General features: G+C 43.4%; 22 protein-coding genes. 11 read left to right on the top strand and 11 right to left on the bottom strand.

Features of this window, described 5'->3' with window-relative positions; all coding sequences use genetic code 11:
- Positions 1-55 precede the first annotated feature (55 nt).
- The 6 genes from AC4MCC_RS11245 to yihG form a co-directional block, all read right to left on the bottom strand.
- Positions 56-343, bottom strand: coding sequence for a PA4642 family protein (locus AC4MCC_RS11245; protein WP_004783267.1), 288 nt, complete (start codon positions 341-343; stop codon positions 56-58).
- 245 nt (positions 344-588) lie between these two features.
- Positions 589-861, bottom strand: a complete 273-nt coding sequence (gene minE, locus AC4MCC_RS11240; protein ID WP_004783265.1) for a cell division topological specificity factor MinE — start codon at positions 859-861, stop codon at positions 589-591.
- Between the two features lie 2 nt (positions 862-863).
- Complete coding sequence (minD, locus tag AC4MCC_RS11235) at positions 864-1,676, bottom strand: septum site-determining protein MinD (protein WP_166137968.1); 813 nt, start codon at positions 1,674-1,676, stop codon at positions 864-866.
- A gap of 64 nt (positions 1,677-1,740) precedes the next feature.
- Positions 1,741-2,451 (bottom strand): septum site-determining protein MinC, encoded by a 711-nt coding sequence (minC, locus tag AC4MCC_RS11230; protein WP_491885300.1) that lies wholly within the window; start codon positions 2,449-2,451, stop codon positions 1,741-1,743.
- A 157-nt stretch (positions 2,452-2,608) separates the two neighbouring features.
- Complete coding sequence (locus AC4MCC_RS11225) at positions 2,609-3,673, bottom strand: preprotein translocase subunit SecA (protein WP_491876115.1); 1,065 nt, start codon at positions 3,671-3,673, stop codon at positions 2,609-2,611.
- Between the two features lie 17 nt (positions 3,674-3,690).
- Positions 3,691-4,617: a 1-acylglycerol-3-phosphate O-acyltransferase, YihG family gene (gene yihG, locus AC4MCC_RS11220; protein ID WP_180130115.1), complete on the bottom strand. Its 927-nt coding sequence runs from the start codon at positions 4,615-4,617 to the stop codon at positions 3,691-3,693.
- 253 nt (positions 4,618-4,870) lie between these two features.
- Between yihG and AC4MCC_RS11215 the strand changes: the two genes are divergently transcribed.
- From AC4MCC_RS11215 to AC4MCC_RS11175, 9 genes are all read left to right on the top strand, one after another.
- Positions 4,871-5,524 (top strand): YiaD family glycine zipper/OmpA-like lipoprotein, encoded by a 654-nt coding sequence (locus tag AC4MCC_RS11215; RefSeq protein WP_416657008.1) that lies wholly within the window; start codon positions 4,871-4,873, stop codon positions 5,522-5,524.
- A gap of 135 nt (positions 5,525-5,659) precedes the next feature.
- The gene (gene rep / locus AC4MCC_RS11210; protein WP_253171965.1) at positions 5,660-7,699 is read left to right on the top strand and encodes a DNA helicase Rep; all 2,040 of its coding nucleotides are present in this window, start codon (positions 5,660-5,662) and stop codon (positions 7,697-7,699) included.
- A 65-nt stretch (positions 7,700-7,764) separates the two neighbouring features.
- Positions 7,765-8,217 carry a dUTP diphosphatase gene (gene dut, locus AC4MCC_RS11205; protein ID WP_313483909.1) on the top strand — a complete coding sequence of 151 codons (453 nt, stop codon included), beginning with the start codon at positions 7,765-7,767 and terminating at the stop codon, positions 8,215-8,217.
- Between the two features lie 417 nt (positions 8,218-8,634).
- Positions 8,635-10,053, top strand: coding sequence for a phosphomannomutase/phosphoglucomutase (locus tag AC4MCC_RS11200; protein ID WP_491885299.1), 1,419 nt, complete (start codon positions 8,635-8,637; stop codon positions 10,051-10,053).
- 10 nt (positions 10,054-10,063) lie between these two features.
- The gene (gene argB / locus AC4MCC_RS11195; RefSeq protein ID WP_159123314.1) at positions 10,064-10,972 is read left to right on the top strand and encodes an acetylglutamate kinase; all 909 of its coding nucleotides are present in this window, start codon (positions 10,064-10,066) and stop codon (positions 10,970-10,972) included.
- 268 nt (positions 10,973-11,240) lie between these two features.
- The gene (locus AC4MCC_RS11190) at positions 11,241-12,089 is read left to right on the top strand and encodes a class II glutamine amidotransferase (RefSeq protein WP_180179934.1); all 849 of its coding nucleotides are present in this window, start codon (positions 11,241-11,243) and stop codon (positions 12,087-12,089) included.
- 296 nt (positions 12,090-12,385) lie between these two features.
- Entirely contained in the window at positions 12,386-12,841 is a 456-nt protein-coding gene (locus AC4MCC_RS11185) for a bacteriohemerythrin (RefSeq protein ID WP_004783243.1), read from the top strand.
- A 159-nt stretch (positions 12,842-13,000) separates the two neighbouring features.
- Positions 13,001-14,080 carry a hypothetical protein gene (locus AC4MCC_RS11180; RefSeq protein WP_180179925.1) on the top strand — a complete coding sequence of 360 codons (1,080 nt, stop codon included), beginning with the start codon at positions 13,001-13,003 and terminating at the stop codon, positions 14,078-14,080.
- On the top strand, positions 14,080-14,409 hold the full coding sequence (locus AC4MCC_RS11175; RefSeq protein WP_180179926.1) for an RnfH family protein: 330 nt from the start codon (positions 14,080-14,082) through the stop codon (positions 14,407-14,409). Before AC4MCC_RS11180 ends, AC4MCC_RS11175 begins: the two co-directional genes overlap by 1 nt.
- Positions 14,410-14,512: 103 nt before the next feature.
- Here AC4MCC_RS11175 and AC4MCC_RS11170 read toward each other — a convergent pair whose 3' ends face one another.
- Positions 14,513-14,911, bottom strand: coding sequence for an outer membrane protein assembly factor BamE (locus AC4MCC_RS11170; protein WP_004783238.1), 399 nt, complete (start codon positions 14,909-14,911; stop codon positions 14,513-14,515).
- A gap of 112 nt (positions 14,912-15,023) precedes the next feature.
- On the opposite strand from AC4MCC_RS11170, the gene fur reads away from it, so the two are divergent.
- Positions 15,024-15,461, top strand: a complete 438-nt coding sequence (gene fur, locus AC4MCC_RS11165; protein ID WP_005096051.1) for a ferric iron uptake transcriptional regulator — start codon at positions 15,024-15,026, stop codon at positions 15,459-15,461.
- A 65-nt stretch (positions 15,462-15,526) separates the two neighbouring features.
- Here fur and AC4MCC_RS11160 read toward each other — a convergent pair whose 3' ends face one another.
- A complete protein-coding gene (locus tag AC4MCC_RS11160; protein ID WP_491885298.1) occupies positions 15,527-16,648 on the bottom strand; it encodes a PilT/PilU family type 4a pilus ATPase in 1,122 nt (373 codons plus the stop codon).
- A 27-nt stretch (positions 16,649-16,675) separates the two neighbouring features.
- Positions 16,676-17,713 carry a type IV pilus twitching motility protein PilT gene (locus AC4MCC_RS11155; RefSeq protein WP_004783232.1) on the bottom strand — a complete coding sequence of 346 codons (1,038 nt, stop codon included), beginning with the start codon at positions 17,711-17,713 and terminating at the stop codon, positions 16,676-16,678.
- Between the two features lie 123 nt (positions 17,714-17,836).
- On the opposite strand from AC4MCC_RS11155, the gene AC4MCC_RS11150 reads away from it, so the two are divergent.
- Positions 17,837-18,526 (top strand): YggS family pyridoxal phosphate-dependent enzyme, encoded by a 690-nt coding sequence (locus tag AC4MCC_RS11150; RefSeq protein WP_491885297.1) that lies wholly within the window; start codon positions 17,837-17,839, stop codon positions 18,524-18,526.
- Between the two features lie 31 nt (positions 18,527-18,557).
- On the opposite strand, the gene AC4MCC_RS11145 is transcribed toward AC4MCC_RS11150, so the two are convergent.
- Complete coding sequence (locus AC4MCC_RS11145; RefSeq protein WP_491885296.1) at positions 18,558-19,664, bottom strand: acyltransferase family protein; 1,107 nt, start codon at positions 19,662-19,664, stop codon at positions 18,558-18,560.
- Positions 19,665-19,667: 3 nt separating this feature from the next.
- The gene (locus AC4MCC_RS11140) at positions 19,668-23,279 is read right to left on the bottom strand and encodes an SbcC/MukB-like Walker B domain-containing protein (protein WP_491885295.1); all 3,612 of its coding nucleotides are present in this window, start codon (positions 23,277-23,279) and stop codon (positions 19,668-19,670) included.

Genomic DNA, 23,279 nt, shown 5'->3' with positions numbered 1-23,279 from the left:
GAATCTCGAGTGATAAAAAAGCCTGCTTTAAGCAGGCTTTTTTATGCATTTCAACTTATGCAAATTTTTCTAATACTGCCAGGAACTCGGCACTTTGACGTGGATAAGTGGCAATTACGTCATGAATGCGCTGTCCTTCAGGATTGGTGGCGTTAAGATCGCGACCGTCTGCGACAAATTTGGTTAGCAGGCGCTCATAGTCAAAAGGGCGCATATGCTTGAATGCATGATAAAGCACATGGAAATCTGCATTGACGCCTGCAGGAGGAAGCTGATTCAGGTAGGCATATACACGCTCATCTGACCATTCTTCGTTAAAGGTCGCTGGTTGAGATAATGCCATCGCAATCTCCTTGATGTAATTCTTCGGCATGAAAAAAGGCAAAATATGAGTTCGCAAGAGGCAAAGTCTTATCATGCACTTTGTCCATTCGAAGTATCACTTCACGTTTTGAGACTAGGTAAAATAGTAATTACTATCAAGTCAACGCGAAGCCAAACTTCTTGTCTTGCGTCTCAACAAAGCGGCGCTTTGTTGAGGCTCATATTTTGCCTTGAATCAATTTACTTGACTAATCAAAATTCAGATTATCGCTCTTCAGGTAAATTGATATTCATTTCAAGCATTTCAATATTTGCTTCAGAACGTACCTGCATCTGAATGTGCTGTTCATCAACCCCGCGGACGTAGCGATTTACCACTTGCATGATTTCTGTCTTCATCTGGTCAATTTTATCCTGACTCAAACGGCGCCCTAAACCCTGTTCAGAAGCAACAATGACTTTCAAACGGTCTTTCGCGGTTTGTGCGCTTGATGGTTTATCCTCACTACTAAAAAGTTTACTCCAGAATCCAGCCATGTTTACGCTCCAAATAATCGTGCTAACCAGCCCTTAGGTTTTACTTCGATATGACGGTAAGGACGCTCTTCACCCAGGAAACGTGCTACAAGGTCATCATAAGCCTGACCTGCGGCAGATTCGGTAAAGTGAATCACTGGTTTACCTTCATTCGATGCCTGTAGAACGCTTGGACACTCAGGAATAACACCTAAGGTTGGAACACGTAAAATATCTTTAGAAATATCGTCAATCGTTAACATTTCCTGTTTATCGGCACGTTCCGGATTGAAACGGGTAATGCACAGGTGTTTACGGATGCGACCTTCGTTTTGTTCTACTTTTTTAGTTTTACTATCTAACATGCCAATGATGCGGTCAGAGTCACGTACTGAAGAAATTTCAGGGTTAGTCACAATGATGGCTTCATCTGCATGGTACATGGCTAAAATGGCACCACGTTCAATACCTGCAGGTGAGTCACACACGATATAATCAAATTCCTGTGAAAGCTCATCCATTACACGTTCTACGCCTTCATCAGTTAAAGCATCTTTATCACGTGTTTGTGAAGCAGGTAAAATATATAAATTTTCAATATCTTTATCGCGAATCAGTGCTTGTTGTAATCGTGCTTCGTTATTGAGAACATTTACAAAATCATATACTACACGGCGTTCACAGCCCATAATCAAATCAAGGTTACGCAAGCCTACATCAAAATCGATTACCACAGTTTTGTGGCCACGTAGGGCTAAACCTGTTGCAAAAGATGCACTTGTTGTAGTCTTACCTACGCCACCTTTGCCTGATGTTACGACAACAATTTTCGCCACCGAATCCACTCCTGTTATGGTTCAAATCCCCTATAAAATGGGGTTTTTGGTGTTTATTTATACATTAAAATTGTAGAGCTTCAAATACAAGCTCTTGTTGATCATTCAAGTAAATATGCACGGGTTTTTTCGCAACATTCGGTGGAATGTCGTCGGCCACACAGTAAGTACCTGCAATAGAAATCAGTTCGGCTTCCAGCGCATGGCAGAAAATACGCGCTGCAGTATTGCCACCCGCACCTGCAATCACACGGCCGCGCGCACTGCCATAAATATGGATATTGCCTGAAGCAATCACTTCTGAACCACTGTTTATTCCAGCCGTAATAATAATGTCACCCTGATTCTGCACAATGCATTGGCCGGTGCGCAGAATTTCATCATGATAAGAAGTCACATGCGCGACGATCGGTACAGCATCAGCTTTTTCATCATCAGCAGTAGATTCAGTTTTGACTTCCACGACCTGTTCTTTGGTCGCCTTAATTTCCTGCAACTGACGGTCAGGTGGCAGAACAGGGAACTGAATTGCACGAGCCTGATCCCCTAGAATCCCTTCAGTCACTGCCATAGGCTGAACTTCGAGATCAATCAGTAACTGGATCAGGGCAATCAGTTCCTGGTCGACTGAACTTTCAATCACCGCCAATGTGCCTGGCGGAAAAGCCGCTTGTAATTTTGGTTTCAGTTGCTGGCGGATTGCATCATGATCATTGGTATCGAGGCTAATGCGTAGCGCATTGACCATTCTGCCTTTTATCCGTATGTCAGCCATAATTTTTCCTTAATACTTCTGACTTGCTGTTTTATGTCGAAGCGATGTTGTAAATAGTGCAAATCCTAGAACAAATTTCGTTAATTCTCTAGCGATCCAAGTTATTTTTTTATACGAATAGAATCCACTTATCTTAGCCGATTCCACAAATGAAAACTTATCTATCGATTGAGCCCTGATTTTGTTCGTGTTCTTCTAAAATCTGTTGCCACTGTTTCACTTTGACCTGTTTTTGAATGGCTTCAAGTGTCTCAAAAACAGCCGATTCGACCAATTTATCAATATGTGGATTATGTTCAATCTGAATCTGGCTAATCTTATCTGAAATCATGGCAAAAGTCGGGTTTTCTTGTGATCCGTTATGTGTAAAAGGATCGATCAGACCTTGGGTGATATTTTCTCCCAGACGTTGACCAATACTCTGGATCTGACGTTCCAGCCGCCCGCCTACAATGGGAATCAGACGCAGAAGCTGGGTGAGTTCAGGTGTATCTTCAATGGCCTGATTGACGACTTGCCCGACATTTTTTGAAATCATGAAGCGCTGTGCCTGTAATTCCTTGCCCAAAGACTCTTGCAAGATATCTGCCAAAGCAACAGCCAGTAATTTACGGTGATGTTCCACCAAATCATCAATTAATTGTTTATGTGATGTGCTGGTGCTGAGTTCACGTTTAATGCCATCCAGTACCGTCAATACTACACGGCTCGAAAGTTCTTCCATCAGCAGGTTATAGTAGAAATTACCCCGTCTATACCAGCTTGCCGGTATGACTTTGTATCCATGGCTATGTAGGTTGTAGCCAATCGCGACTGCACGTAACAAACGCAAAAAACGTAGCTGGGGGATGATGGATAAAATTTCATACCAGTGCACAAAGGGAAAGAACCACCAGCGGGCATGGTGGCGCATAATAATGGCAATGAACCAGCGAACGATGAGCTCAATAATCAGGAAGGTGGTAAACCATCCCTCGGTAATCACTACCCAGGGACGTAATTCACTTTTATAAAACTGCAGGACATCAGGCAGACGAATGAAATCAAACAACCAGTGCCCAAAATCGCTCATCAGAATGGCATTGGCACAGAGACAGAACAAATTGATGATGATGACAACCATCATGAAAATGTCGTAAATCAGTGCAATTTTCCAGCCCCAGGTACCTTTGCGAATAAACTTAAATGAGCTGGACACGAGGTCCGGGTTGTCGTTCTTCATAGTCTCTCTGGCAAATGTCAGGCAGAAGCGGAAATCAGATTCTGCTGCATTTGCTCAATTAATTGGTCTTTTTCAGTCCAGATCTGGTCTACCCATTGCTGGAAACGTGCACGGTAATCTGCATCATCTTCATAATTGCCGCCGAGTACCCAGTCCGGAATGTCAATTTTTCTTAAGTTCACGGCAATACGCGGAACTTCGCCTAACCAGAATTCCCCATAACCTGGCACACCGTCAGGATAAACAATAGTCATATCCACCAGTGCATCAATTTTGTCCCCCAGGATGTTCAGTGCCAGCGCAAGACCACCTGCTTTGGGCTTCAATAAATGCTTATAAGGCGATTTTTGCTGTTCATGCTTTTCTGGGGTAAAGCGTGTGCCTTCCAGATAATTCAGCAAGGTAAATGGCTGGCTAACCAGTTGTTCACATGCCTTGCGTGCTTCTTCCATATCCCGGTATTTCAGGGCAGGGTTTTTGGCAATCTGTTCCTTGCTATGCCGTTTCATCATCGGGAAGCCCAGAATTTTAAAGGCTTGACCTACAAATGGAATAAAAATTAGTTCCCATTTTGTAAAGAAGCGGGTGAGAGGCATACGCGTTAAACCGAAATACTGGTTTACTGTGGTATCTACCCAGCTCTGATGATTACAGGTCATTAAATAACGACCCTGCATGTTCAGATCCAGAGATTCGTCAATGCTGATTTGCCATTTGGTATTTTTCAGGACATTGTCAATCAGCCAGTTATTTACGCTTAACCAGCTATTGGTAATCTTGATATTGGTTTCATCAATCTTAGAAGATTTCTTAAAAAGTTTGGTCAGCCCCAAAGCCAGTACGGGTGGCCCATGGAAAAAAGTACTGCCAGTCATGACGGATGTCACCGTGAGGCCACGGGTAAGTTTTTTTAAAGTCGTTTGTTGCTTGCTTTTAGATGACATATAAAAACAGTCCCAGAGAATAATCGTCTAAATTTCATCACATTTTGAACAATATAGAGGGAGTTGAGCGAATAGGAAAGTCTGATCGTTAAACTATGAAGAAACTATGATGAAATTCAGGAAATTGGTTACACATAAACATTACAAAATATTACTAAAAGATTTATTATTAACAAAAATTCAATGGTTATCCCATTATTTTTAAATCATTATCTGATCTAAGATACAAATTACACTACAAAGGAGGCATGCAATGCGTGCACTATTAATTTCAGCAGCTGTAGCAGGGGCAGTAGCACTTACAGGTTGTCAAACTACTGGCAATAACCTGGGTGGTGTTGAGTACGACAAAACAGCTTTGGGTACAGTAATTGGTGCTGCTGCAGGTTATGGTATTTCTAAAAGTAATGCCAATACTAGCCGTCAAAACAACCGTGCAGCTGCAATTGGTGCAATTGTAGGTGGTGCTGCTGGTGTTTATCTTGACAATAAAGAGAAAAAATTACGTCAGGCTACTGCGGGTACAGGCGTAGACGTTAACCGTAATCCAGATGGTTCAATCAACCTGGTAATGCCTGGTGCGATTACATTTGACACTAACAAGTCAAACATCAAACCAAACTTCTATGCAACATTGAACAAAGTTGCTCAAGTTCTGACTGAAGACAGCCAAAGCGGTATTTTGGTAACTGGTTATACAGATAGCACTGGTAATGACTCAATCAACATTCCATTGTCTCAAGCACGTGCACAATCTGTTGCGAACTACCTTGCTGGTCAAGGCGTAGCACGTACTCGTATTAATGCACAAGGTCTTGGTTCAGCGAACCCGATCGCAGACAACTCAACTGCGGCTGGTAAAGAACAAAACCGTCGTGTTGAAATCGCAGTATATGCCGTTCAGTAATCACTGATTTTGCAGAAAAACCACCTTCGGGTGGTTTTTTTATGTCTGAAAGATGACGCAGGAAAATGAATTTTCAATTAGGCATCTGGGCATGAGATGACTATAATCGGAGCCGAATCTAGAAGAGGAAGCCATATGTCACTCGCCAGTCAGTTAAATGACAAGCAACTTGAAGCCATGAAATATACTCAAGGACCCTTGTTAGTACTTGCCGGAGCGGGTTCAGGCAAGACCTCGGTAATTACAAGAAAAATCGCGTATTTGGTCAAGCATTGTGGTATTCCGGCCCACCGGATCACGGCAATGACCTTTACCAACAAGGCAGCACGTGAAATGAAAGAGCGTGTCACCAAATTGCTGACCCGAGAAGAAGCCAAAGGCCTTTCAGTCTCGACCTTCCATACTTTTGGTCTAAATTTATTACGTTTAGAGCTCAAACACACACCGCTAAAAAATAATTTCTCGATTCTGGATGCCGATGACTGTAAGCGGATTCTGATGGATCTGATGCATCGCGATAATCTTTCAGGTGCAGAAAGCAAAGAACTGATTGCTAAAGCCATGAAGATGATTTCGGACTGGAAAAACGATCTGATTCCACCAGAACAGGCTCACACGACTTGTGAAACCCCGGAAGATGTTCAGTTCGCGCATTTATACCAACTTTATGAGCGTAATCTGCGTGCCTATAACGCCGTCGATTTTGATGACCTGATTGTTATGCCAACGCGTCTGCTACAGGAAAATGCCGAAGTTCGGGATAAGTGGCAGAACCGTGTACGCTATTTGCTGGTCGACGAATATCAGGATACCAATACTGCACAGTATATTCTGGTGAAATTACTGGTCGGGGTCATGGGGCAGTTCACCGCTGTAGGGGATGATGATCAGTCGATTTACGCCTGGCGTGGTGCTAAACCTGAAAATATGGCGCTGTTACAACAGGATTTCCCGAATCTGAAAGTGATCAAGCTGGAACAGAACTATCGTTCCACTAGCCGTATTCTGAAAGCTGCCAATACCGTGATTGGCAACAACCCGCATATCTTTGATAAAAAGCTTTGGTCAGATAAAGGTCACGGTGAAGTGATTCGGGTCATCACCTGTCGTAATGATGATGATGAAGCAGAACGCGTAGTCAAAGACCTGATCACGCATAAGCTGATGAATGGTAAAAACTGGAAAGATTACGCGATTCTGTATCGCGGTAATTTCCAGGCACGTATTCTGGAAACCCAGTTGCGCCAGATGCAGATTCCTTACAAACTTTCAGGTGGCCAGTCTTTCTTTGCGCGTGCAGAGATCAAGGACATCATGAGTTACCTGCGTCTGATCATTAACCCGGAAGATGACAGTGCCTTCCTGCGGATTATTAATACGCCGAAACGTGCCATTGGCCCGGTGACGCTGGAAAAACTCGGTCTGTTTGCCCAGGAAAATAATCTGTCTCTACTGTCAGCGGCAGGCGATCAGCGGCTGACGATGGCGATTCCAAAGAAAGCAACCACACAACTGGCAGAATTTTCAGATTTTATTAATAACTTTACCCGTAACTTGCTGGAAGATGATGAACCCGTACCAATAATCCGTCAGATGATGGTTGAAGCAGGCTATATTGACTATATCAAGGAATCCGCAGCGACTCCGGCACAGGAAAAAACCAAGCTTGATAATATTGAAGTGCTGTATAGCAGTATTCAGAGCCTGATTAATCGTGCAGAAGATGTTGATGAAAAAAATATCGAAAGTGTTATTCGTAAGATGGTGCTTCTCGATATGCTGGAACAGCAGCAGGAAGAGGAAGATACCGATAAGGTAAACTTGCTGACTTTGCATGCATCCAAGGGTCTGGAATTTCCTTATGTCTACTTAATTGGACTGGAAGAAGAAATTCTGCCGCATAAAAACTCGATTGCTGCGGAAACAGTCGAGGAAGAACGCCGTCTAATGTACGTGGGAATTACCCGTGCGCGTCAGGGCTTGACTATTACCTTGGCTGAGCAACGTAAGGCGGGTGGTCAGATGAAACAGATGACCCCAAGCCGCTTTCTGGATGAGCTTCCAGAAGATGAACTGGAATGGTTAGGCCGCAAGAAAAAACTGGCTGGTAATATCGACCCAAAACAGCAGGCTCAGCATTATCTGGATAATTTACGTGCCTTGATTAAACGGTAAAAGTAACAGAACGCTACGATTTTGATTCTTTAAATTTTTTGATATTAAACAACAGGAATAAATACATGAAAGTTCAGGTGAAAGTCCTTGATTCACGTCTGGGTCAGGAATGGCCATTGCCGACTTATGCAACGACTGGCTCAGCAGGACTCGATCTTCGTGCATGTGTCAACGAAACGACTGTGATTGAACCAGGGCAAACGATTTTAGTGAAAACTGGCTTGGCGATTTATATTGAAGATCCAGCATTTGCTGGCTTGATCTTGCCACGTTCTGGTTTGGGTCATAAACATGGTATCGTTTTAGGTAACTTGGTTGGCTTGATCGATTCAGATTACCAAGGCGAACTGATGGTTTCTGTATGGAACCGCAGTCAGACTGCATTTAGCCTGGAACCTGGTGAGCGTTTAGCCCAATATGTATTAGTCCCTGTGGTACAGGCTGAGTTTGATCTGGTGAATGAGTTTGAAGCAACCGAGCGTGGCGCGGGCGGTTTCGGTCATACTGGTAAAAACTAAAATTAAAGGATGACTTAACTTAGATGTTCTGGGTTAAGTCATTTTTTTGTAGTTTTAATCATAAAAATAATAAAAAAATGACAGAGCTATTTAATAAACTTTATTCTTGAATTTAATTTTAATGAAAAATATTTAAATAAATTTTTAGTATCATTTAAATAGAAAAATAAAATCATTTAGAATTTAAGAAAATAGGTGATAAATAATGCAAGAAATCATTTTTAGTTGGGTTTATTTATTTTACTAGTTATACAAATTAAATACATAAAAGATTAATAATTATACTTTTATAATTGATTGTCACATTCAATTCATATAAAAATACAGAGTCTTAAAACAAAAACAAATGTTTAAAGTCATGATGATTGCTTAATCATTATTTTATCTCCTTATATTCAATAGTGAAAAGAACAGTTTATGGGATCCATGAATCAACCCTTTCCGGCTCACATTTTTCGTGCCTACGATATCCGGGGTAAAGTCAGTTTACTGAGTACAGGTGTGATTGATGCTATTGCGCATGGTCTGGCTCAGCAATATCAAGCTGCGGGACAGACTCGGGTTGCGATTGGCTATGATGCCCGAATCAGCAGTCCGGCTTTTGCTGAAACCATACGCTGTATTTTTCAGGACTATGCTATTGAAGCCGCCATTATCGGCTGTTGTTCCAGTCCGATGCTGTACTACACAGCGCGTCAGTTTGATGGTAATGGTGTGATGGTCACGGCCAGCCATAATCCTAAAGAAGATAATGGAATTAAATGGATTATTGCAGGGGAGCCGCCTTGTCCCGAGATGATTCAGCAGGTCGCACAAAAAGCAAAACTTCATGTAAATAGTTCTTCATCGTGTTTGAATGATTTGCCTCACCAAATTATTCCCGAATTTTGTCTGCAGTATCAGCAGGAAATGCTTGAAGATATTCAGCTGAAGCGTCCTTTTAAAGTGGTGCTGGATGGTCTGAACGGTTCAGCAGGACGCTGTGCCAACTTGGTACTGCAAAAACTAGGTTGTGAAGTTACCGCCTTACGTTGTGAAGCAAATGGGCATTTTCCTGATCATGCGCCTGATCCTTCTCAGGAAGCACATTTACAAACCTTGCGTCAGGTTGTCATGCAACAGCAGGCGGATCTGGGTATTGCCCTAGATGGTGATGGGGACCGGTTGGTATTGGTGGATGAGCAGGGTGTCATTATTAGTGCTGATCAGCTTCTCTGTTTATTCGCAGAAATTTGTATGACTGGGACAGAAGCATGTCAGTTTGTTTATGACGTTAAATGTTCAACCCTGATTCGCGATACAGTTCAACGCCTGGGCGGAAAACCGGTGATGATTCGTACTGGCAGCTCATTCCTGCGAAAATATCTGGCACAGTCCCAGCATCAGGCCATTTTTGGTGGTGAATATGCGGGGCATTATGTTTTTAATGACGGACGTGGCTGGGGCTATGATGACGGTCTTTATGCGGCGCTTCGGGTCATGGAATATCTGGACCAGAAAGGTGTAACTTTAAGTGAAGCCTTGCGTGCTTATCCAAAACGTCATGGAACAGAAGACTTATATATTTCCACTCATCAGGTGCAGCCTGCTGAGCTTTTAAACTTTGTTGAGCAGCAATCTACGCAATTAAATGCACAAATCAGTAAAATTGACGGGATACGTCTTGATTTTGATGATGGTTTTGGCATCATTCGAGCATCCAATACAGGTGAATATTTCACGGTGCGCTTTGATGCCAATGATGCACAGGGCCTGAATGAAATTCGACATCTGTTTGTATCCATGTTGCGTGACCGTTATCCACAGATCGCTCAAGACATTTTAGATGCTCAATAAGGAGAGGCGAATGCCAAATCAGCATACAGGCATCGACAAAGCACAAATTTTGACTGAAGCTTTGCCGTATATCCAACGCTTTGCGGGTAAAACCCTGGTGGTAAAATACGGTGGCAACGCGATGACGGATCCTGAGCTGGAAAGCTCTTTTGCACGTGATATCGTTTTATTAAAAACCGTGGGTTTGAACCCGATTGTGGTACACGGCGGTGGTCCACAAGTAGATTCTATGCTGAAACAGCTAGGTCGTGAATCTGACCGTATTGACGGTATGCGTGTGACAGATCCGGCAACCATGGAAGTGGTTGAGATGGTTCTAGGCGGTAGCGTAAACAAATCAATTGTGAACCTGATCAACAAACATGGTGGTCGTGCAATTGGTCTAACTGGTAAAGATGGCAACTTGCTGCGTGCCAAAAAGCTATTAATGGAAAAGACGGCTGAAGACGGTTCAATCCAGAAAGTAGACCTGGGTATGGTCGGTGAAGTGGTGGGTGTAAAAACTGACGTACTGGAAATGTTTACCAACAGTGACTTCATTCCAGTGATTGCACCACTCGGTGTCGATGAAGAAGGCAATACCTACAATATCAATGCCGATCTAGTCGCGGGTAAAGTGGCAGAAGCATTAGGGGCAGAAAAACTGATTCTTCTGACGAATATTACCGGTGTGCTCGACGAAAATAAAAATCTGCTGACCGGTTTAACGACTCAGGAGGTTGATCGTCTGATCGAAACAGGTGTGATCTATGGCGGCATGATTCCTAAAGTCGGCTGTGCGCTTGACGCAGTAAAAGGCGGCGTGATCAGTGCACATATCGTGGATGGTCGCGTACCACATGCCAGCCTGTTAGAAATCTTTACTGATCATGGTGTGGGAACTTTAATTACCAATCGTTCTAATCCACATCGTCCATAAAGATAAATTGAATATCAAAGAGTCTCACTTGAGGCTCTTTTTTATTTCTTTTATTTTAATATTTTGATCACTATAAATATTAAAGTTAAATTTAAGATATGCATTTTTAAGCTGAGCTTTAAAACTGAAACTCCTTTTGCTAAATTAAATATAAAAAAATAGTTTATTAGCATTTTTAGCGCATAGCATTGCAATGATCGAGATTTGAAAAGGTTCAGCCTGTGATGCACAATAACCTTAAGAATACTCTGTGACCTGAATGAAGATTATGTGCCAGCTACTGGGAATGAATTGTGCGACACCAACAGATATTACCTTTTCATTTCGAGGTTTTTCTCAGCGGGCGGGGATTACCTCAGATCATTCTGATGGTTTTGGAATTGCTTTCTTTGAGGATAAGGCCTGCCGATTATTTGTTGATAATCAGTCAGCTGTTGAATCACCGATTGCAGAATTGGTGCGTAATTATCCGATCAAATCCCGTAATGTAATTGCGCATATCCGTAAGGCTACACAGGGCAAGATTAATCTGGAAAATTCGCATCCGTTTAGCCGTGAATTATGGGGACGACAATGGATCTTTGCTCATAATGGTGATTTAAAAGATTTTTTACCTGAACTTTCGGGACGTTTTACGCCAGTCGGTAACACTGATAGTGAGCGTGCTTTCTGTTATTTGCTGGATCAGCTGGTGAAACGTTTTGGTTATGATGAACCGAAGCTGGATCAGGTCTTTGATTTGCTGGCTGAGATTTCTCCATCCATTGCAGAGCATGGCACTTTTAATTTCTGTCTGTCCAATGGTCAGGCATTATTTACCTATGCAACGACTAAACTGCATTGGCTGGTTCGTGAATATCCATTTAAGCCAGCTCAACTGATTGATATCGAAGTTGAAGTGGATTTTAGTCAGGTCACCACGCCTGAAGATCGGGTCGCTGTGATTACCACAGAGCCGCTAACGCAGAATGAAGAATGGACAGCCTTTCAGGAGGGTGAAATGATTTTGTTCAGAGATGGGGCCAAATATCGTTCCCAATTGACCCATGTCGCCCGTCTGGAACGAGAGCGTCTGAATCCTTCGCTAAAACGGGTGACTAAAGCAGATTTATATTAAATCTGGTTAAAATTCGATATTAAAAAACAGGATATCGCTCCTGTTTTTTTTTGAATTTGATATTTATTTTATAGTGAAATCATTAAAATAAATAAACCATGAAATATAAAATCGATCAAAAAATACTTTATTCTTGTGGTCGGGTTTAAAATATAATTGACTGGATAAACAATGATTTACATTAATTAAATAGAAAATAAACTGAAAACCAACCGATTTACTTCATTTTTATTTAAATCAATTAGATATATGATCTTTTTCAAGCGATAAATCATTAATATCAATAGGTGGTCGTAATGAAAATGAAATGGGTTCCAGATTATAATACTGGTATCGATGTGATTGACGATCAGCACAAACGAATTCTCGATTATATCAATGAGATTGATGGAATTGATGCCAATACCGATCGTGCTCGTATTAAACAGATTCTAGAAAATATTATTGATTATACCCAGTCGCATTTTACCTTTGAAGAATCACTCCAGGAAGAAGCGGGCTATAAATATCGTGTGCCGCATAAACGTGTGCATGACCTGTTTATTAAAAAGATTGAATCTTATCGTGACCGTTTTGAATTGGGCCAATCTATTGAAGCGGAATTACATGAAGTATTATCTAAATGGCTGATCAATCATATTCAGCACGATGACGCGGATTATGTCGGTGCGGTAAAAGAAAATATGATGGGAATCATTAAAGATAAAGAAAAGAAAAAGGGTAAAAACTGGTTTGCCCGTTTCTTCTCATAACTCGATTGTTCTTAGAATAAAGACAAATCGGGAAAATAAAAAATAAAGCTTAATAATAAATTTGCGCAGCAAATCACGGGCATGGTGGTTTGCTTTTTTGTTTTTGATTTTCATCGCCTCACAAGGCAAAATAGCGCTAGATTTTTATAGGAATACATCATGCAGGACAATGCTATGTCAAAATGGTTATCGCCTCTGATGGCTTTCTGTTTATCCTTTCTTATTATTGCGACACTCGCACCGATAACAGGTATTCAGATTGACCGTCAGCTTGATTTCTGGATGTTGTGGTTAGCGACCATGCTAATTCTGGCCCTTCCAGTCTGTTATCTGGAAATTGCTCTGGCGAAACGCTCAAAAACCACTGCACTACAGGCATTGTCGAGCCTTACCCGTGAAGCTGATAGTTCTCAGCGCTGGCGGATCGTCGGCTGGCTGGCAGTTGTATTTATTCCATTCCTCGCGGGTGCGATGCTTAATCATGCTTCTAATGTGATTGCAGTTGCTAATCTTGATGTTCAGCAGCCAGTGATTTTTGCGGTGCTGGCAATTGCTGCATTTATATTATCGCTGGTGCCACGTTTAATTCTGGTTGGGATCACTGCGATCGGCGTACTTGCATCTTTGATTATGGCGAATGTGATGGGAACTGAATTACCGGCTTGGCAGGTAACACCCGTCCAATTCGTAGAGTGGGGCAATGCCACTGTATTGGCTTTGGTGGCGAGTGGTCTAGGTATGGGGCTGTATTGGCAATCAAGTCTGGCTGTCGTAAAACAGCAGGATGTTGCGACTAAAACAGCCTTACCGATTTGGGTCGCGCAGCTATTAGCGATCATCGCCTTTGGTTTCTTTGCAGTAAAAGCTGAAATCCCTGCATTTGCTTTAATCGCAGCCATTGTCGCAGCCGCTGCTTTGCTTATGCAAATGGCACGTGAGCAGTTACAGCAACGCCAAATGAATATCATCATTCAGTGGGCGATTGTGATCGCTGCCACCTTGGTCTGGTTAATTCCAAATGTTGCACCGATTTTCAATAATCTGCTGATTCTTTGGGGACTGGTGATCAGTCTGATTTATGCCTTGTTTGCTGGCTGGATCATGAAGATTAGTCATTTGCGTAAATCGATGAACTTCAGCTCAGAAGCGGTATATAACATCTGGCGTATTGCGGTTCGTATTGTCTTGCCAGTATCAATTATTCTGGCGATTGTTGCTGTATTAGGACAATTTTTCTGATGACTGAGGCAATGATCTGGGTAGCCTATGCTACCCTGGAACAACAGTTTCATATTGCCGTACCTTTCCAGCCCGGCATGACTGCACTGGATGCAATTGACCAAAGTGGCATCCGTGCACAGGTGGAATTGCCTGAACCTCTGAGTCTGGGCATTTTTGGCGTTAAGCTACAGGATCATACCCAGCCATTGGCAGCAGGAGATCGGGTAGAAATTTATCGTGCTTTAACCATCAACCCCAAGGATATCCGCCGTAAGCGCGCTGAAAAGAATCCGGTGGGTCGTTATGCCAAAGGTAACCGTTTCAAGCAAAATAAACGTTCAGATTAGTGGAATGTGGCTTTATTGAACAGATGGTCTGATTATTTGATAAATCAATCTATTTAATTAAAAAAACCCCTGATCATACAGGGGTTTTTTTATGCAAAACCGATTATAGTGGTGGGGCATTTAAGATCGCTTCTTTGGAACCTGGTAGACCTGGCTGAGATTCTGGAATGGTTTCCAGACCTTCAATACGCTCTACGATACCAGACTGATTAAAGTAAATTTTTAGATGCTGGCCTTGGGCTGCTGGGATCTTGGCTTTTTTAGCATAGGTTCCTGGGGTATAGTTGTAGATGTAGTCCCAGCGTAGCGGATTGAGCGGATCAGATACTGTTGGACTACCGAGCAGGAAACGCACCTGTTGGTGGCTCATTCCTACCTGAATTTTAGAGGCTTGTGCTTGAGTTAAAGGTGTTCCTTGAGGAATATCAACTTTGTACACACCTAATGTCGAACAGCCGACAAGCAATGAAGTGACGAATAACGTCAGCATGATTTTTTGCATTTTGCTACACTATCCCAAATTAATTATGATGCATTTGATCCAAGGATAGATCATACTGCATCTAAACTTTGTTGCCTATTCCAACTTTGATTTTGTTGAGAGACCTTTTTACATGACTATTTCAAACCAAGATTTACGAAAAGCTGGACTGAAAGTTACCCTTCCACGAATTAAAATATTAGAACTATTAGAAAATTCAAGACAACATCATTTAAGTGCGGAAGATATTTACAAGACTTTACTCGATCAGGGTGAAGATGTAGGTTTAGCAACTGTGTATCGTGTGTTAACACAGTTTGAAGCCGCGGGTATTATTGAGCGTCATAATTTTGAAAACAATCATTCCGTTTTCGAGATCATGCAGGAAGATCACCACGATCACCTGGTCTGTTTGAATTGCAGCAAAGTCGTTGAATTCATCAATGATACGATTGAAAAAGAGCAGCATGATGTTGCTGAAAAATTTGGTTTTGAATTAACCGGTCACTCTCTGAATCTGTATGGCTACTGCGATGCGCCGGCCTGTCAGGAAGTGTTTCGTAAAAAATAATTTGCACTCCGGTTGAAACAAAAAACAGGCTTCTTGAAGCCTGTTTTTTTATGTGCTCAATCTGATCAGGACTGGCCATCAAAGGTGATATTGGAATGTGCACGTAATAAATGACTGCCGCCTTCTTCTGCCAGTTTGATTTGCAGACGTAAGTCATTGGGTGAATCCGCATGTTTCAGCGCATCTTTATAGCTGATCTGCTTGGCCTTATACAGGTCATACAGTGCCTGATCGAAGGTTTGCATGCCCAGTTCACGGGAACGCTTCATCAGGTCCTTGATCTCATGCACATCACCTTTACGGATCAGATCCGCAATCAATGGCGAATTGATCAGGATTTCAATCGCTGCACGGCGGCCATTGCCATCGATAGTTGGAATTAGCTGCTGTGCCACAATGGCTTTCATGTTTAGGGACAGATCCATAAACAGCTGGCTGTGACGGTCGGCTTCGAAGAAGTGAATGATGCGGTCGATGGCCTGGTTGGCGTTGTTGGCGTGCAGGGTCGCAAAAACCAGGTGACCAGTTTCTGCAAAGGCAATCGCATAGTCCATGGTTTCGCGAGAACGGATCTCACCGATCAGAATCACGTCTGGTGCCTGACGTAAGGTATTTTTCAATGCCACTTCAAAGGAGTCGGTATCAATACCGACTTCGCGCTGAGTAATGATACAACCCTTATGCTGGTGCACAAATTCGATCGGGTCTTCAATAGTAATGATATGACCTTTGGAATTTTCATTACGGTAACCAATCAAAGAGGCGAGGGAAGTCGATTTACCCGTACCGGTTGCACCCACAAAAATAATGATTCCGCGTTTGGTCATCGCCAGTTCTTTTAGAATAGGCGGTAACTTCAGCTCATCCATAGTCGGAATGACGGTTTCAATACGGCGCAATACCATGCCTGGCTGATCGCGTTGCTGAAAAGCGCTGACACGGAAACGTGCTGATTTGTCCGGGTTGCTGATGGCGAAGTTACATTCGCGTGTGTCAGCAAATTCCTTGCGCTGCTTCTCGGTCATGATCGAGTTAAGTAGCTGTCCCACAGCCGCGCCCGGTAATTTCACCGAGCCAATCGGTACAATCTGACCATTAATTTTGATAGAGGGTTCAACATCGGCTGTGATGAACAGATCCGAGGCCTTTTTCTCTACCATGTAGTTGAGTAAGCCGTTAAAGTCCATGATAAAACCCCAAAAAATTAATTATTTTTATAAGAATGATTCAGGCTGTTTTGCTGCAGTACGGGCGACTTGCGGACTGATAATGCCTTTCGATACCAGCGTTTTCAGGCTTTGATCCAGCGTGGTCATGCCATAGTTGGCACCGGTTTGAATCGCAGAGTACATCTGTGCCACTTTGTTTTCACGGATCAGGTTACGGATCGCTGGAATACCGATCATGATTTCGTGTGCAGCCACACGACCACCCCCATTTTTCTTCAATAGGGTTTGTGAAATAACGGCTTGTAGAGATTCTGACAACATGGCACGGACCATGTCTTTTTCTTCGGCCGGGAATACGTCAATCACACGGTCAATGGTTTTTGCTGCTGAGGTAGTATGCAGGGTACCGAAGACCAAGTGACCGGTTTCCGCAGCAGTCAATGCCAGACGGATGGTTTCAAGGTCACGCATCTCACCGACTAGAATAATATCCGGGTCTTCACGTAATGCGGAACGTAATGCTTCATTAAATCCATGCGTATCGCGATGCACTTCACGCTGGTTGATCAGACATTTTTTTGATTGGTGTACAAATTCGATTGGATCTTCGACGGTCAGGATATGGTCATAGCGGTTGTCATTGATATAGTCCAGCATCGCCGCCAGCGTCGTTGATTTACCCGAACCGGTTGGTCCTGTTACCAGTACAATACCCCGTGGATATTCGCAGATATCTTTAAAGATCTGGCCCATGCCTAGATCTTCAATGGTCAGCACTTTAGATGGAATGGTACGGAATACTGCGCCTGCACCGCGGTTCTGGTTAAATGCGTTCACACGGAAACGGGCCACGCCTGGAACTTCAAAAGAGAAGTCAGTTTCCAAATTTTCTTCATAATCACGGCGTTGCTTGTCGTTCATGATGTCGTACACCAGTTTGTGTACTTCTTTATGTTCCAGTGCAGGCAGGTTGATGCGACGTACTTCCCCGTCCACACGAATCATGGGTGGCAAACCTGCTGATAAGTGTAAATCCGACGCACCATTTTTAGCAGAAAAGGCTAACAGTTCTGTAATATCCATAAGGTCCCCGAGTTCATTAAAATATTATTTATTTTGCTAGAATAATAAGGCTTTCCCACAGCTTAACCAACACTTAGTTGATGAGCAAGGGAAAAAAATCCGCACGAAATGAGAACCCCATCAATGAAAATGCTGCAACAGTCACGAAATCAGGTTTTAGCTCAGATCCAGTCCGCCTGTGCTCTGGCGAGGCGTGAGCCGGATTCGGTGCAACTTCTGGCCGTCTCCAAAACTCAGCCTAGCCCTGTGCTGGCAGAAATGTATCAGGCTGGTCAGCGTGCCTTTGGTGAAAACTATTTACAAGAAGCACTGGAAAAAATCACGGCACTCAAAGATCTGAATATTGAATGGCATTTTATTGGGCATGTGCAGCGCAACAAGACCAAACATCTGGCAGAAAATTTTGCCTGGGTGCATGGGGTGGATCGTCTGATTATTGCTGAACGTTTATCTAATCAGCGTAGTGATTCTCAAGCTGCGCTTAATATCTGTCTGCAAGTCAATATTGATGGACAGGATAGCAAGGACGGTTGTCAACCTGAGGAAGTAGCTGATCTGGTCGCACAGATCAGTCAATTACCGAATTTGCGCTTACGTGGTCTGATGGTTATTCCTGCGCCAGAAAATACCCAGGCCTTTGCAGATGCCAAAGCCTTGTTCGAACAGGTCAAAAGCCATCATGCAAAACCTGAAGACTGGGATACTTTAAGTATGGGGATGTCTGCCGACATGACCGAGGCGATTGCAGCAGGTTCTACCATGGTACGTGTGGGAACAGCCTTGTTTGGCGCACGTCCTAAAAAAACGGACTGATGTATACAGACAATTGAGTTATGGAAAAGCGTTATTGCAGAGTAGTTGATAACGCTTTTTTTCTTTGGGGTTCCAGCCATAGGGCCATGAGCCAGGCAAAGAAAATTAAGCTACACATGCTCATAAATAAGGATAAAACGGCACCTTCAAGACCATGATCAAGCGTTGCAGGAAAGCAGCCTAGAATAAAAAGCAGTAAAGGGAAATGGGTGACATAGAGTGTATAGGAGAAATTTGCAGACTGAGGCCAAACTAGTTGAAATTGGCTTTGTTGATGTTGCAGCTGCACAATCCAGCAGACAAAGGCGAGTCCCATACACAGGTTAAACGGCACAAAATAATTTACACGATATAAGTCAGCCTGTTCAATGACATGAAACTGGTAAGCATCCGCACAGGCAATCATAAACGCCAAACCAAAGAGCACTAATTTAACGGGTTGTAGTCGACTCAAAAAACGCAGCTGGATCTGCCGGAATGAACTGGCAAAGGCAACCAGCCAGAGCAGAAAATAAAACAGAAACTGAAAGTTCAGTATGGAAAGCCCTAGAAGCAAGATAAAAAAGCCGATTTTAGCGATTCCAGAATCTTTTAAAAAAGGCAGAAATCCGGCCAGCACATAAAACCAGACTTCAAAGCTCAGGCTCCAGAGCGGTGCATTGGCAGATACCGTCGGTGTAATAAAGCCGTTTAGAAAGAATAAAGAACCCAAAAAATCCTGAGTATCAATGTTATAGGCAGTCCGTATCATCATGCCGAAACTGTTCTGGAACTCATGGCTATGTGAAGCAAAAAATGTAGGTGCTAGTACATATAGAATCAGACTGAAAGCGGATGCAAACAGAAAGGGCGGTAAAATACGGCGATAACGCTGCCGTATATACTGCCGCAGATTAAAATTTTCATGTTTTTGGATGTTGTTCTGGACCGAAGTCCCGATTAAATAGCCACTAAGCACAAAAAAGATCATCACAGCAGCCTGGCCTAATAGACGTACCCAGGAATATAAGCTCAGATCAAAAGGTGCAATAAAGGCCTGAAAACTATGACTAAATAGCACCACAATGGCGCTGATCCCCCGCAAGCTCTCGAGCTGTAAGCTGAAATGGGGCGAGAGCTTGTTCGGGGTGGAGTTCATGCTTTAACCTATAATCTGAATGGTACTGGCACCGGCACCGACCGGTTTAACCTGAATCTGAACCGGAATCCGTTCATGCATCTCCTGCACATGTGAAATCAGCACTACTTTACGGCCCTGACTCTGCAAATGATCCAGTGCATTCATGACCATATGTAAGGAAGCCGGGTCTAAAGTACCAAAACCTTCATCAATAAATAGCGATTCTAGTTTCATTGAGCCGGAAGCCATATTGGCAATCGCCAAGGCCAGAGCCAGAGAGACCAGGAAGGTTTCACCGCCAGAGAGTGACAGGACGGGACGCACTTCGCTGTTCATATCCAGATCGATAATCGCCAGACTCAAACTGTCTGGAATCCGGTACAGCTGATAACGCGGAGCCAGAGGCTGTAGTTGCTGATTGGCATATTCGACCAGAATATCCAGATGATGTTCCTGCGCGATTTTCTGGAATTTGGTGCCTTCCTTATGGCCGATCAGATCATAGATCCGGCCCCAACGATATTCTTCAGCTTTGACCTGTTCAATCTGATGCTGGTAGCGTTGTAAGGTCGACTGGTTATTGGCATGTATTCTTAATTTGGTGGCTACTTCATTACAGGCATTTTCCTGTTCAGCTTTTTCCTGTGCCAGACTACTTAAGCGCAGTTCAACTTCTTCAAAGCTAAGTTCAGGCTTGGATTTCAAATGATGCTGATATTGTTCTTCCAGAATGTCCCAAGCTGTTTTGGCATTTTCAACCGCCTGATGTTGTGCCTGTAATTGCTGACGAATTTGCTGATGCTGTTGCAAGTCAATATTCAGGCAATGCTGGATATGTTCAGCGTCAAACGCAGGATGTGTATTTTGCCAGTCCTGAATAGATTGCTGGCATTGCTTGATCTGTTGTTCCAGTTGCTGAATCTGGGTGATGAAACTCTGCTTTTTCAGCTCAGCCTGTTGTAAACGCTGATCATGCCGCTGGGTCATCAGACTCTGTGCCCGTAGCTGTTCATCCAACGCCTGTTGTTGTTGCTCCAAACGGTCACGCCATTCCTGTGCCTTAGGATAAATCTGTCCGGCATGGGTAAGGGTCAGGTGGTTGAGCTGTTCACGTAGCGCTTTACCCATATTCAGCGCCGTATTCATCTTTTGCTGTAACTGTCCATCATATTGTTGATGCAGGCTGAGCTGATCACGTGCCTTTTCAATCTGCTGATTTAAGCTTTGCATGTGAGTCTCTAGGGTTTTGAATTCCTGAGACTGTTTCTGACGTTGTTGCAGTTGTTGAGATAACTGCTGACAACTTGATGAGGTATCAGTAATCCAGGATTTCTGCAAGGACTCAGGCAGTAAATTAACAACCGGCTGAATCATTTGTTCTAACTGTGAATGCTGCTGCATGCTAAAACGTAGCTGATCCAGCTGTTGCTGTTGCTGGCGCCATTGTTTCCAGTCACTTTGCTGATTTTGCAGGGTTTGTGCTAGCTGCTGTTGTTCTTGTTGAAGTTGAAGCACATGCTGGCCAAGCTGTTGCTGCAAATGATCTGTGCTCTGGCTTAGATCAAACTGTAAACCGAAGTGTTGCAAATCCTGACTCAGTTGAGCCTTTTGCTGTGCAAGGGTCGTATTGAGTTGACTGCTGCGTTGCTGATGTTGCTCAATTAGGGTTTGTAGTTGAGATTGCTGGATTTGTGCTTGCTGATATGCCTGAGTCAGTTGCTGTAGTTTTTTCTGAGCTTCCTGAAGCTGCTGATCATGTAGCTGTTGCAAAGCATTTTCTAGCAGTTCCTGATGCTGTACAAAAGGATGCTCATGACTGCCACAGACCATGCAAGGTTTATTTGGTTTCAGCTGTGCACGTAATTCCTGCACACTTTGTGCTTGTAATAAACGTTGCTGAGCCAGTACTTGTTGCAACTGTTCGAAGGCTTGTTCTGCTTCCTGGCGTTGTTGCTGTAATTGAACAAGTTCAGTTTCTAGTTGCTTTAAGCGATCATGATGGTTTTTTAAATCTCGGTTCAATTGCAGGCTTTCAGCTTCTAAGCCAACCATTTGCTGTGCGGTGCGCATTAAAGCTTCAAGCTTCGAATGCTGGGTACTGAGTTGCTGTTGTTGGGTCTGGAACTGTTGGATCTGCTGTTCAAGCTGATCCAGATGAGTATAACGCTGAGTGAGTTCCTGCAAGCTAGCAGATAAAGCCTGTTGCTGCTGTTCCAATTCAGGCCGGCTGGATTGGAAAAGTGCCGGGTGCTGCCGCATGAATTTCTGGTGCAGTTCCTGATAATCCTGTAAGCGTTGCAGAGTCGCCTGCGGTTCGTCATCGAAAACCGCTAAGAAGCCCTGTTGTTCCAGTTGCTTTTGAATCTGTAGATATTGAGCCTGAACCTGTTGTAAATGCTGTTCAGTCTGCACCAGTTGATTCTGAACAGGCTGAATCTGCTGGGTTCTATAGGTCTGCTGTTCAGCTAGAAGCTGTTTATACTGCTCGCCAATCGACAGCATTTCATGATCCAGCTTGAGTCCCTGATCCAGATAAGGTTTGATCTTCTGAAAGTCTTGTTGCTGCTGTTGTTGCTGTTGCTGAATGTGGTGCAACTTGTGCTGTTCACTATCACGCTGCTGCTGCACTGACGTGAATTCGGCAACAAAGTTTTGTTGCTCAGTCAGTAAATGGCTACGCTGCTTCTGAAACTGATGTTGCTGGACAAACTGTTCCCGAATCTGCTGAAACTGGTCCAGTTGATCTAATAACTGTTTTTGCGGTGCCATTTTCTGTTCAGCATCCAGCTGAACCGTATAGATTTCTTTTTTGGCCTGAATTTCAGTATAGAGATAATGCTGTTGGCGATGCCATTTTAGGTCATTTTCCAGTACCTTTTCGCTCTGGTTTAGATGCTCAACCGCCTGTTTTAAAATAGTGTGTTGCTGCTGTAAGGCAGCAATATCTTCTTCAGATAATAGTTCCAGATGACCGATTAATTTTTCCAGGTCAGCGCGTTTCTGCTTCACTTCACTGTGTTTTTCAAATGCTTTCTGGCTGACCAGACTGAAAATCTGAGAATTGGTCAGATATTCGAGTAAATCGGCACGTTCATTATCTTTGGCTTTTAAAAAGGCACCAACCTCAGACTGTGCTAATAGAACCGCACGGGTAAACTGCTCGAAACTCAAGCCGACCAGTTTTTCAATCAGCGGCGTGCATTCAGAAATCTTCTGGTTTAGAATCCGTTGATCATCCAGACAGGTAATGGCACGATCGACCTTTAAATTACCATCCACTTTCTGCCGGGCACGACGAATTTCCCAACGTGCGGTATAACGTTTTTGGTCTAAGGCAATAAACTCAAGCTCGGCAAAACCCTGTACGCAACCACGGCGCAGAATATTTTTGGAATCCTTGATCGAGACATCCTGTCCACCTGCATCTTTCAGACTACCTGTGGCACCTTTTAAACGTGGAATTTCGTTATACAGCGCCAGGCACATGGCATCGAGCAGAGTAGATTTACCAGCACCGGTTTTTCCGGTAATCGCAATCAGTCCGGCATGTGCCAGTGGATTCGATTCAAAATCAATATGATGTGTACCAGCGAGAGAGGCGAGGTTATTTAGGCTCAGACGGATAATTTTCAT

It is taken from the genome of Acinetobacter sp. CAU_H_56 (genome assembly GCF_058599425.1).
Note: the sequence above shows the minus strand (reverse complement) of the source record. Positions and strands in the feature narration are given on the sequence as shown.